This window comes from Treponema berlinense (genome assembly GCF_900167025.1).
Taxonomy (GTDB): Bacteria; Spirochaetota; Spirochaetia; order Treponematales; family Treponemataceae; genus Treponema_D; species Treponema_D berlinense.
This window is the reverse complement of record NZ_FUXC01000001.1, coordinates 110,475-123,142: the sequence shown is the minus strand read 5'-3', so window position 1 is coordinate 123,142 and position 12,668 is coordinate 110,475. Positions and strand designations below refer to the sequence as shown.

The following is a 12,668-nucleotide window of genomic DNA, read 5'->3' as shown; positions in this document are numbered from 1 at the left end:
CAAATTACTGCTTTATAAACATCATCTCGTTGATTACGCGGTTTGCATCAATTCCTTTTTGCTCAAAACGAGTCTCAGGCCGCCACTGCTGATGAGGAGCGTAACCTTCATATTTGTTTTTAAGGCCGGGAGTTTTTTCAAGTTGCTCAAGGCCAAATTCCGCATAAGGAAGCCAGTCCGTAACAAAATACAGATAGCCGTCTTTTTTTAAGCGTGAAGCAATCAAGTCCGTTCTCGGCCTCTGAATCAACCGTCTTTTTTCATGGCGCTTTTTCTGCCACGGATCTGGAAAGAAGATATGAAAAGCATCGACGCTTTCAGGAGCAATCATGTTTTCCAAAACTTCCATTGCGTCGTGTTCAATTATGCGGATATTTTTTAAATTCCGTGTCCTGATTTCTCCAAGAAGTTTTCCAACTCCAGGCTTATGAACTTCAAGACCAAGATAGTTTATATCAGGATTATTTTCTGCAATTATCGCAGTAGCTTTTCCCATTCCAAAGCCGATTTCGATTACTGCCGGATTTTTATTTCCAAAAATTTTCTCAAAATCCAAAATTCCTTCTTTGTATTGAACTCCAAAAACCGGTAAAAGCTGGGCATAATCTTTTTTTTCGCAGGCTGTAAAATGACCGGCACGAATTGCAAAAGTGCGGATTGTGCGCCTCATCGACTCTTCGGCAGAAAGCGAGCATCTTTTATTTTCTGTTTCTGCAATTTCATTCATAAATCAAATCCTTTTTTTTATTTTTCAATTAAATTTTCGATGGGAAGTTTTATAACGACAGTTCCGGATGTATCCGTCAAAATCCGTCTCTTAAAAAAAGCCCGGCTGTATTCTTTTAAAATATCAGAATTTTTCTTCCAGGCTCTTTTTGCAGTTCCATAAAAAAGCATATTCATGTTTTTGTCAAAAAGAATGACAACTTCACTTAAATTTATGCCGGCGGCCTTGCGGACATTTTCCGGTTTTGACTTAAGGATTTCTTCGTTATATTTTATAAAAAATTTTTCTTCAGCTTCGTTTCCGGCGGCATCTGTGTATAAAACTTCATATTCACCGTTTTTTATAACCTTGTCTTCCGGCGCAAGCAAAGACGAATAACCAATCCAGTTTTTGTTCTGGCTTTCAAAAATCACCGGAGAATAGACATTCCAGCTGTAATTTTCCTCTATTTCTGTAATTTTAAGAAAATCCGCCCTCTGAGCTTCGTATTCGCCCTGAATAAAGACGGAAAGACTCGTTTCTGGAAGCGATTTTTCATCTTTGTAGTCAAAAACAACGCTCGCATTTACAGAAAGAATATTTGCGGACGATTCGGAACACGACGAAAAAAGAAAACCTGTCAAAATCAGACACAACGGGAGACAAAAAGACAGACTGCTTATTTTTAAATTCCGAGGGCTTTTCATTTGACCTAAAAATTAAAAATAAGGTTTATGACTGTCAAATCGCTTGAAGAGAACTGATTTACGATTGATTCAAATTTTACGTTCACTTTTTTGCAGGCGTCATCAAGATAAGAAAGGTAATAAAGTCCCAGATCTGTGCTTTCCTGACCTTCAGGCAATTCACGGTAAAAGTCAATCAGCGATTTTTTATTAGTGTCGGCAGAAGCCTTTGATTCGATATTTTCCTTTACTTCCTGAAATTCATCGTCCTTATTGTAAAGAGTAATCTGAAGCCTTCCCTGCTTTCCGATTGCAGACGAACCGCCGCCGAGTTTCCAAGAAATAAAAACCTGCTCGTGATTGCGCTTTAATTCGGCAACGATTTTTTCACGCTGCTCAGGATCGTAAATAAGAGCATCAACATCTTCAATTCCTGCAAACATACGCTTTGCTTCCTTACGCATATTTGTATTTTCACTGTTGAGGGCAAGTTCCATTACGAGAATTGAAATATATTCGGCAACACGGCTCTTTTCCATATAAACCTGAAGAAGATGGCGAATTGCAATGTTTATTTGAGAAAAACCTTCTGTACGGTAGAATTTTGTAATTATGTACCAGTTCATCAAAGAAAGACGGTTCAAAAATTTTTCTGTCATAAGAAGATAGATGTTTTTTTCTTCGAGAGAATAATCTTTGTTTTCCATCAAAGATTTCCAGACTGGATCCAAAATTTCCTTTTTTGCAAGCTGAACAGTCGCTTTTTGAGAGGCAAGTATCTGTCTGAGCTGATTTTCCGACATTTTTGTGCGTTCATCAATCAACTGAGTAGGATTTTTACGGTTGTGTTTTTGAACGGCATCTGTTTGAATAAAATCCGCAAAAAGCTGGCGGTCAAACTGTTTGTAAAGGAGCGAATAAACCACAACTTTTGAAAGATCCATAACTTCCTGACGAACAGAAACAAATTCCGACATGGAAATTTCAATTTTTGAAATATAATTCACCAAAATCATATTTTGCAAAGACTGAGGTGAAAAAGGATTCAGTGAAATTCCATATTCTTCAATATTGTCAGCAAGCCTGAAACGCAAAAGTTTTATTTTATGACTGATAAAATGTGATGCTCCCTCTTCTGTCAAAATGACCTTGAGCGGTAGATTAAGTGAAAATTTTTTTTCAGCAGACATCTTTTCTCCAACTAGTGGCTCTAATTATACTGCAAGGGGCTTGCATTGTAAACCTTCAAATTATATTCTGTTAGAATGAGTTTTAATGTTCTGCGGAAGTTTTTAATTTCTTTACTGCTATTGAATTACATTATTTTTTATCCGCAGGCGCAAAGTGCAAAAAAACAGTTTCTGAAAGGATCGGAACTTTCGCTTTACACAGAACAAATGCTTGAAAAATCCGATTTTTCTTTTCACAGGCTTGAGCTTGCCCCGACAGGAAACGACATTTTTCCGTTCAATGTAAACGTTCGCCTTGAACCTTCATTGCCGGCGGTTTCGGCAAAAACAATGCTGATTCTTGTCTCACAGGAAGATTTTTTTGAATATCCGGAAGAAATTTTATCGCTTGTCGAAAAAACAAAAAAAATGAAAAGGGCTTTTCCGGTTGAATTCGTTTTTACAGCCCTTGATGACAGAAATAATATTTTTCCAGAATACAAGTTTTTTTTACAGGGAACTGAAAATTTTGCGGGAAATTTAGACGACGGTTCAGAATATTTTGCCGTCTTGATCAACTTTTCAAAAAACACAAAAGCAAAGGCGGAAATTTTTACAACTGGCGGAAAAAGCTCGACTCCAATGTGGCTTGCAAAGGAAACTGTAGATTCTTTTTTGAGCAAAAACATTCCATTTTCTGTTCCGCAAAAACTGCTTTCGATTTACAGGGCAGGCCTTCTTTTTGGCGATGAACAGATGGCGGCTTTTTTTAAGGAAGGAGTTCAATGCATAAAATTGCAATTTTCTAAGGTTGAACAGATTTCTGCGCTTGAAAATTTTATTCAAAATCATATTCCTTCTCAAAACGAAAAAAACGATGTTCATTATTCATTTATCACTCTGGCAAACCACACTTTCTGGATAAATGAATTTAAAAATATACTTTCTGTCGAAATTTTCGGAATTCTTGTAATTCTTTTTTTAGTCTGCTTTACTTTTACTGGAAAAAATCGGCTTCAGTCAAAAAAAGATTTTTCTAGATATTGGCTTTTTATTCCAGCAATGCTATGCGCAAGCGTTTTTTCGCTTTATATCGGGCAATTTTGCTGCAAAAATCTGGCTTTTATTTCCCAGGCAAATCCCGTAATTCAATTTGCGGCAAAACTTTTTATTTCCGTAATCGTAATCTCCGTATTTTTTCTATTTCAGGTGCATTTAAAGCTTCCTGTCACATCGTTCATCTACGGTTTTATGATTATTTTGGTTTCTGCGGCAAATATTTTTCTTTTCAGCATGGCGGACATAACTGTTTTTTGGGTTTTCGCCCTTGAATATTTTATAATTTACTTTACGCGGAATTCTTCAAAATTGCTTTCGCTTATAATCTCGTTCTCTCTTATGCTCCTGCCTTTTTTGTCTTATGTTGCAGTTTATTTTGCAAACGTAAACGCTCCGGACATAAAAATTTTAATTTCGAGCGGAAAACAGGTAAACATCATGCTCAGCCTTATTCTTTTTCCGTTCCAGATTGTCTGGCTAAAAATTCTTGTGCGCCTTCGCGTCATCAACAAAGACAAATCGCTAAGCCTAAAAAAAATCGCAGGTTTTACCTTTATTTCTGCCGCAATAATTGCCGCCGTCATAACACTTTTTGCTTTTTTAACGACAGAATTTGTCTACAACAAAAAGCACGGCTTTGAAAAGCCTCAAATTCTCGAAGATTCAACGGAAAAAAATCTTTTTTGTAAAATTTTTAACGACGATTCTTCAATGCTCCGCTCAAGCAGATTAAAAATAAAATCAAAAAAACAGGCAGTCCGATGCTCAGTAAACATTTCGAGCGGGCAAAATACGCCGGTTTTAGATTCAAATTACAGTTATCTGGTTTTAAATAACTCAAAAACCGCAGATTTCAATATTCCAGACTTTCCGCCGCAGAATTTTGAAATTGAATTTTCAACAGAAAAAAACACCTCAAAAATCGTCACGGTAACTTCTTACTACACAACAGAAAATCAAAATGAATTTAAAAAAGAAACCGTCTCTATTTTTGTTTCCGGGGATAAGGCAAAGTGAAAAATTTTTTCATCCATGCAGATTTAGACGCGTTTTTTGCCTCAGTTGAAATTCTTGACCATCCAGAATGGAAAAATCTTCCTGTAATTGTCGGTGGAAAACAGGAAGACCGCAGGGCTGTTGTTTCGACAGCCTCATACGAAGCCAGAAAATACGGAGTTCATTCGGCAATGCCAACCGCAATAGCGTCAAGGCTGTGTCCAAACGGGATTTTTGTTCATCCGAGAATGAAGCGCTATCTTGAGATGTCTGGTAAAATTATGGAAATTTTTTCGCGATATTCTCCGGACGTGCAGCAGATTTCAATCGACGAAGCCTTTATCGACCTTACAGGAACAGAAAAGCTTTTTGGACCTCCAGACGAAACGGCAAAAAAAATAAAGGCCGATGTAAAAAAAGAAACAGGACTTACGGTTTCAATCGGACTTGCGCCGACAAAATACCTTGCAAAACTCGCCTCAGAAATAAAAAAACCGGATGGATTTTTTGAAGTAAAAGAAGGAAACGAAGAAAATTTTATGCTTTCGCTTCCGCTAAAAAAAATCTGGGGAATCGGAGAAAAGACCCTCGCCCTGCTAAACAAAAACGGAATAAACACGACAGAAGACCTTCATTCAAAACCAAAAAATCTTCTTGCAGCCCTTTTTGGACAGGTGACAGGAACTTTTTTATACGATGCAGTCCGCGGCCAGGAAAAAGAAACATTCAATCAAACTCCAAAAACCCACACAATCAGCGCAGAAAACACTTATCCTTTTGACCTGACCTCAAAAGAAGCAATCGAAACCGCCCTTCTCGAATTAAGTTACACGGTAATATGGCGGATGCGAAAAGAGAATTTAAGAAGCTGGACAATCGGCCTGAAAATCCGCTACGAAAATTTTACAACGACAACAGTCCAGGAAACTTCGACCAGAGAAATCAGCAGCATTGACGACCTTTTTGAACGTGCAAAAAAACTTTTCGATAAAAAAGCGGACACTTCAAAAGGAATAAGGCTTTTGGGCCTCGCCCTGCAAAACACAGAAAGCGCCTCAAATCCGCATCAGGCGGAGCTTTTTAATTTTGATGAAGAAAAAAAACGGAAGGTTGAAGAAGCTGTTTTAAAAGCAGAGAAAAAAATACCTGGAATAAAAATTACAAAGGCAAGACTTTTAGGAAAAGATTCGTTAAAAAGCATTGTTTTTTTTGTCATTCCATCAGTTTTTTTTATATTTTCCACACAAAAAATATTTTCTTCGCCATTAACTTCCACTCAGACCGAAAGAAATGCGGACGGAGCAGGTTCAATTGTTTTTAATTCGACCTTGCTTCCGCCTCAAACCGAAGAATCTGACGAAATTCCGCTTAAAGAAAAAAAAAGCCTTTTTAACTATTCGATTTTTGACAAAAATGTCGATTTTTTTGCCGAAGGCTACTGGAAATCCCTCGTAAACGGAGGATTTTCTTCAAGTTTCGGGTTCGGCTCAACGCCGGCGCTTTCGCTCAGCACTCCAGTTGTTTTATCAGAAGTCAACCTCAGCCTGTTTTTTTTGCTTGAAAAACACTGGTACTTTGAAGCCGATTTTGCAGACCATTTTGACAAAAATACGGTTGCGGCAGGATATTACGGAGACGGAATTTTAAAAAACGCAAGAATTTCAAACCGCGGAATTGTTTTTGAATCCGGCTATTCAATCGACGATTTAAACCGGAGTCCTGGCGGTGGCGAAAACCTTGCTCCAGGAATTTCTGCCCATTTTGAGACACAGACTTTAAGCGCAGATGCAATTTTGAGGTACGATTCCCTCGAGGCAAAATCCAAAACCTGGTACGGAAAAAACAGCGTTTCTGAGCAAAAAATAGAACTTTCTGACTACGAAACAGGTTTTCAATTTGTGCTTCCTTCAAGACAAGCCGTTCTTGCCGTAAAATCGGTTTTTATAGAAAATTCAGACGGAAATTACAAGGACGAAAACGGACGGACGTTTAAAAAATTAAATTCATCTCAATTTCTTTTAAGCGCGTCAAATTATTCAATTTTTCTTTCAAAAGAAGCAAAGGCATATAAAATTTCCGGAACTTTGCCGGCTGTCGCAGTTGAATACGACTCTTCCTACCCGGCTTCTATTGCGCTTTCCGAACTTGGAACTTATGGAGAAGCAGGAGAAAAAAATGGAAGCGGATTTTTGGGCGAAGTTCAAGACAAATTTTCAAAAAACTTAAAAAACTATTCGCTCTCGCAAACCGGAAAAATTGACGGAAACGAGGTTTTCTATATTCAATATCCAAAGAAATTTTCACCATACGCTGTCTGCTATCGTTACGACGCAGGACTTTTGTCTTCCGGAGAAGCAGCAGTTTGTTCTGGCTCAACCTCAGTTCAAAATGAGAATTTTTTTGTTACCCTAGGCGAAAACGATTTTTCGGACGTTCTGACAGATTTTTTTAATTCATCGCACATTTATGCCGACGTTTTTTCAAAAAACTCCAATTCTCCGCTTTCGGCAGAATACAGATTTCCTTTTTGTTCGGAAGCTGAAGAAATTTATCTTGGACTAAAGCCTTCTTCAGATTTAAAAGTCTGCGTACGAAGCTTTACGCCGGTAAACCGTTTTGAGATCGGCACGGATGCAAGCGGCGGAACAGTTCTTGTTTATAAAAACGGAATTCAGGATGCCGGCGCGGCTTACGACAAGGAATCTGGCTGCATAACGCTCTCAACTTCGGTTTCGGCTTCCGACAAAATAACGGCTCAATGGTACGAAGACAGCTCGGACTCGTCTTCCGGGGCAATCACAGCGGCAGGCGGAATAAAAAAACAGTTTACAAAAAACCTTAGCGGAGATTTTGCTTTTGCAGGAAGCTGGACTCTTCCAAACACAGACAGCGAAAAAAATTACACGACCTTAACAACTTCTTCTCCTGGACACGCAGTTTTTGCAACAGGACTTGAATATTCGGCCGAAAATTTTAAATTCAAGAACACAGGAGCCGTAAGCCTCGAAAGCTCAAACACGACCGGAAAATGCCTGATTTCGGGAATGGACGAAGAAAAAACAGAAACATTTTATCTTGCAAAAGACGCCGCGGTCAGCATTCCAGACGACATTCTGCCGGTTTTAAACCCACGGCCAGGCGAAAGTGAACGGAAAATTGAACTAAAAGGCTCTAAAAACGGTTCAATCGAAGCAAAAAACGGACAATCTGATTCCTCGATTACAGGCTATTCGGCAAGTTTTGAATGGGATTTTTCCAATTTTTCCGAAAATGCGGCAGAAAGCTCACCTTTTTGGGCAGGAACTTCGCTAAAATTTCCGGCACTTTCTGGAATTTTGCCTTCCTGCGGCGAATTTTCACTCGCCTTAAAAATCGATGAAAATTCTGACTTTTTTAGCCTTTCGGATTTTGAGCTTTACCTTCAGCTCGGTGTAAATGCCGACGAGAACTTGAGCTTTGAAGACAAAAATCAAATTCCCACCTGGAAAATCGGAAGCTCTGAAGGACAATGCGACCCAGACGTTAAAATTGCGTTCAATAAAGAAAAAAAAGGCGAATGGCAGACTGTCACAGTAAAAATCTCGGACGAAGAAAAATCTCTTCTTGCGACAGACTGCGGAGGAAGGCTCATTCTCACTTCAAAATCAAAAAAAGCCGGAAGAATTTTTGCAGGTCCCTACGAAGCAAAGGAATCGGGATTTTTTGTAAGCACAGAAAATGCTTCAGATTATGAGGTTTTTACAGCACGCGAAAAAGCCGGAAGCTCAAACTACATGAGTTTTTTTAAGTTCAACAATTCTTCAGAAGAAACTTTTACGCTCACAAGATATTTTGGCGAAATCAACCTGGAAGGCTACAAGTTTTTAAGGCTGAATACAAAATTCTCCTCAAAAAATTTGATTTGTGACGACGAAACTTTTTTGATTTTAACATTTGACCGGCCTCAAAGCGACGGAAGTTTTAAAACCGCTGTAAAAATAAAACTGAGCGCAGAAGACCTTGCAAAACTTTCACAGACACAAAAATTTTCCGACATAAAAATAAATCTTTCCGAAAAAAAATCAAATTACGGCTCGGTCGAAAAAATCGACGTTTCTGTCGTTCCAACCCGATTTTGCGCCGAATTTCATTCAGCCTCACAGACAGAACTCGCCTTCGACAGTTTTATGCTTACGGACAGCTCGCCTTATTTTCTTCATCAAGACATTGTAAAAACTTCATGGCAAAAAAACGGCGAACTCATAAAAATAAAAGATTATGTAGTCCTCAAAGACGCAAGTTTTCAAGCTGACGGAAGAACCTGTTCCCAGATAAACAACGGCAATTCAGAAAACAAAAATCATTTTTCAGGAAGCGCAAAAACAAGCTTTACTTTTTCAGAAATTTATTTTTCGATTGACGCAGGACGCTCGGCAGATTCGTCAATGCCGCTTTCTTCGGCTTCGCACACAGTCAAAAACGCAAAACCTTTTTTCAAAATTTTAAATATTGAAGAAAATTATTCCTTTAACCACGATGATGAAAGCCTCAAAAAATCCAACTCGCTTTTAGCCGATTTTTCGCCGCTCAATTTTCCATTTGTTTTTTCAGCAGACGCCACCGCAGATTCAGACATTTGGGCACAAAACCAGAATATTTCTGCAAAACTCCACTTAAAAACCCGGCCTTTTGTTTTTGAAATGCAGTCGGGCGCAAAACAAAAAATAATTTCCACAAATTCCGGGGAAACAAAATATTACGATACAAAAAATTATTTTGATTCCTGGAATAAAATCACTTCTCTGGAATTTAGCCCAGGAAAGACGGAAGCCGCAAAAAGAAATGTTTTTGCAAAGGCAAATTTAAAATTCAATCTGGAAAAAAATAATTTTTCTCCCGAATACAATTTTTATTCCGAAGAAAGCTACAAAAATTCGGCATATATAACTTATTCAGACAAGACAAGCCAGACTTTTTCCGTTCCTTTTTCAATAAAAAAGAATAATTTTTCTTTCAGCTGGAAAAAATCCACTGGCGGAACACAAAAAACGGACAAAAACGAAAATTATTCGGACGATTTTGAACAGCTTGCCTCCACTCTGAACAAAAAAATCTGGTATTTTAAGGCGATTCCGTTTTACGACATTTTCAGCAGTTCAATAAAAAATGAAGTCTTAAAAGATCCGATGATGGATGAAGAGTCAACCGAAAACATCTACTATACTTCGCTTTATTCTGCCGCTTGGAAAAGAAATTTCTTTGGAAATTCAAAAGACTTTTTTTTACCGCAAAACGCCTCGTTGTCTTTTGAGCGCGACATAAAAACTTCTTCTTCGGTAACCGACGTATGCCAGCTAAAAGGAATTCTTGGTTTTAGCGCGTTGAATGTTTTTGGAAAAAACAGCGCGATTCACCTTACGGACCTTTTTGAACAGGATGAATACCTTACGTCTTTTTCGCTTACATTAAAAATTCCAGGCCAGAATTTTTCATCTTCGGTGGCGGTAATTTCGTTCTACCAGCAGGATATTTTTTACATAAAAAAAGACGAAACCTTGAAGGCCGGATTTGAATTTTCTTTTGAGGACAAAAACAATCTTTCTGCAAAGTCTACCCTTGTCTGGAAAAGGCCTGGAGAATCTTCTCTGATTGAAAAATTTTTCGTTTATTTTTTTAGGAGGTTTGAACTTTTTTCCGCACAAAAAACGCAAAGTCAAACAAAAATAAACCGTTCTGACAGCCTGAATGCTGTTTTTTCGAGAGCCAGCTCTTCTTCAACGACAGGAACAACTGTCTCCGAGCATAATTTTTTTGAATATCTTCACGCTCTGGACATTCAGCTGAATAAATTTGTCTGCATAAACAGTTCTCTCGGCTTAAGCTACAGCTGCTATTGGAACAAAAATGCAAGTCTTTCGGCAAGCGCACAAATCGGAGCGACGATAAAATTCTAAGTTTTTATTGTTTTTATTGAAGCGGAGCAAAATATCCGCTGTCATCACGGCCGGAACGGTTCATCAAATACGCTTCAACTTCGACAGGAAGATATTTTTCGCCAAACTGGGTCGATTGCGATGAGGTAAACGACAAAACATAAATTCCGCACGGAGTATCAATCACGTCTTTTACAACATTTTTTAAACCTTCCGTCCGGTAAACATAATATTCATTTCCTGCAGTATGAGAGCAAATATATGCAAGTTCAGGAGCCACGCTGGTCTTTGCAACAAGAACTGAAGAAAGAATAATTGAATTGTTGTTTAAATACGCTGTCAAATCCGTAAGTCCGTATTTGTTAAAAGAGTTTTCGCTTAATTTTCCGGCTCCGATTAAAACAACCGCCCTCTTTTTTTCGCCGGAGATTAAACCGTTCGCAGCAAGTCTGATTGCTAGATCGACAGTACATTTTTCTGACAGAGGATTTTTCATCGACTGAAGGCTAAAATTCAAGGCTTTTTCCGGAGAACCTTCATATTCGAGCACAGGAACAGCCCCGGAAGTTACAATTCTAAGTGTTCCTTTATTTGCGTGTTCATTCATTGAAGAAGCAATTTCGCGGACAGCAGTTTCTATTTCCCTTGAATATTGGGCAGCTTCAAAACTGCGGTCAATTACAAGCGTAATATCCGCAAAATCGTTCACATAAGAGGCGCCTTCAAAAACATAATTCTGAACCGCGCCTTTTTTTTCTGTAATTACAAAATTTTGCTCTTTAAGACCGACAACCGCCTGTCTGTGGCGGTTTTCAACCTTTACTTCAACCTTTACTTCTGGAAATTTTGAAGCGTCGACCTTTTCAATCTGAACAAAAAGTCCGCCGACAAGCTCAGACATCTTGGACATTACATAAATTTCGTTTGTGCGGTAATCCGTTGCAAGAAGATTTCCGTTTACGTCAGGTACCGCGCATGTCAAATAAGAGGGAGCATTTCCAGTGCGGACATTTTCAAAAACCGTTCCAGTTTCTGTATCAACCGAATAAATTTTATTTCCGTCGCAAACGACAAGATAATTTCCCCATTTTTTCATCGATTCCGGGTGAACAAAAGTTTTTTCAAGGCACAAAAGTCCCAGATAGTTTCCAGCCGTATCAAAACGGTAAACGGCTCCAGTTACAGCATCGGCAACAAAAACTTCGTTTCCAGAAACGGCGACTCCGGACGGAGCTTTTAAACCGTCAAAACCAGAAGATTTTTCAGATTTCTGTCCAAAAAAGAAAAGTCCGTTTCCATCCATGTCAAAAACATCAATCCGCGCATTTCCAAAATCAGACACGTAAATATTCCCGATTCCGTCAGTTGCAAGATACTGAGGACCGACAAAATTTCCAGTTCCAAGGCCTTTAGTACCAAAATGCCTTAAAAACCTTCCGCTTGAAGAAAAAAGGCTCAGCCTGTCTCCGGCGAATTCGCTTATAAGAAGATTTCCGTCATTGAGGCGAATTATGTCCATCGGTCTGTCAAAACCTTCAAAAGAGCCGTTCGAGCGTTCAAATACAAAACCGTTGATGTCCATTCTTAAAAGTTCGTTTGAACCGTAAGAAACAATCCACATCGAACCGTCAGAATTTGCAAGAATCGAAACTGGCTGGCTAAAGACCAATTTTTTTCCGTCCGGAGAATTTCCAGAATAACTTCCGCTTTCCGTGTATTTTACAGGGTCATTGTAACTGTTGTTTGAAATTCTTCTTTCGCGGACAATTTCTATCTTGTTTTTAAGCAAAAGTCCGCCGTAATTATTATCGCTTGCTGTCTGCCAGTGTTCAAGCGCTGTTCCTTCAAGACCTGCACGATAGTAAGCTTTTCCAAGCCATTCGAGAATTATATTTTCTGACGGAAGATAAGAAAGGGCTTTTTCAAATTCCAAGATTGCATCATTGTAACTTCCGCGGTAATAAGCCTGAACGCCTTTTCTAAATTCCTCCTCGGCAAAACCTGCCTGGGCAGAACGTGCGCCAGTTGAATTTTTTACACGGGCTTCCTCGCTCGTAAATACATAATTCTGAGAAAATAAATTAAAACCTGCAAAAAAAAATGGCAGCAGTGTCAGGGTTTTTAGTATTTTATTTTTCAT

The 12,668-nt window shown here is 38.6% G+C and carries 6 protein-coding genes; 2 read left to right on the top strand and 4 right to left on the bottom strand.

What is annotated here, in order from left to right; translation table 11 throughout:
- Positions 1-4 precede the first annotated feature (4 nt).
- The 3 genes from trmB to B5D47_RS00525 all read right to left on the bottom strand — a co-directional run bounded on the left by trmB (position 5) and on the right by B5D47_RS00525 (position 2,582).
- Positions 5-670, bottom strand: a complete 666-nt coding sequence (gene trmB, locus B5D47_RS00535) for a tRNA (guanosine(46)-N7)-methyltransferase TrmB (protein ID WP_234969871.1) — start codon at positions 668-670, stop codon at positions 5-7.
- Between the two features lie 74 nt (positions 671-744).
- The gene (locus B5D47_RS00530; RefSeq protein ID WP_078929781.1) at positions 745-1,350 is read right to left on the bottom strand and encodes a hypothetical protein; all 606 of its coding nucleotides are present in this window, start codon (positions 1,348-1,350) and stop codon (positions 745-747) included.
- A gap of 68 nt (positions 1,351-1,418) precedes the next feature.
- Positions 1,419-2,582: a DUF8084 family protein gene (locus tag B5D47_RS00525; protein WP_078929779.1), complete on the bottom strand. Its 1,164-nt coding sequence runs from the start codon at positions 2,580-2,582 to the stop codon at positions 1,419-1,421.
- Positions 2,583-2,789: 207 nt separating this feature from the next.
- On the opposite strand from B5D47_RS00525, the gene B5D47_RS00520 reads away from it, so the two are divergent.
- A complete protein-coding gene (locus tag B5D47_RS00520; RefSeq protein ID WP_143592560.1) occupies positions 2,790-4,637 on the top strand; it encodes a hypothetical protein in 1,848 nt (615 codons plus the stop codon).
- Positions 4,634-10,549 (top strand): DNA polymerase IV, encoded by a 5,916-nt coding sequence (dinB, locus tag B5D47_RS00515; protein WP_078929775.1) that lies wholly within the window; start codon positions 4,634-4,636, stop codon positions 10,547-10,549. The genes B5D47_RS00520 and dinB overlap by 4 nt, the downstream gene beginning before the upstream one ends.
- Positions 10,550-10,562: 13 nt before the next feature.
- On the opposite strand, the gene B5D47_RS00510 is transcribed toward dinB, so the two are convergent.
- The gene (locus B5D47_RS00510; RefSeq protein WP_143592559.1) at positions 10,563-12,668 is read right to left on the bottom strand and encodes a hypothetical protein; all 2,106 of its coding nucleotides are present in this window, start codon (positions 12,666-12,668) and stop codon (positions 10,563-10,565) included.

Bases quoted from the DNA above. Each gene is read 5' to 3' on its own strand.
- trmB (WP_234969871.1), bottom strand. From the start codon at position 670: ATGAGGCGCACAATCCGCACTTTTGCAATTCGTGCCGGTCATTTTACA.
- B5D47_RS00525 (WP_078929779.1), bottom strand. From the start codon at position 2,582: ATGTCTGCTGAAAAAAAATTTTCACTTAATCTACCGCTCAAGGTCATT.
- B5D47_RS00520 (WP_143592560.1), top strand. From the start codon at position 2,790: ATGCTTGAAAAATCCGATTTTTCTTTTCACAGGCTTGAGCTTGCCCCG.
- B5D47_RS00510 (WP_143592559.1), bottom strand. From the start codon at position 12,668: ATGAAAAATAAAATACTAAAAACCCTGACACTGCTGCCATTTTTTTTT.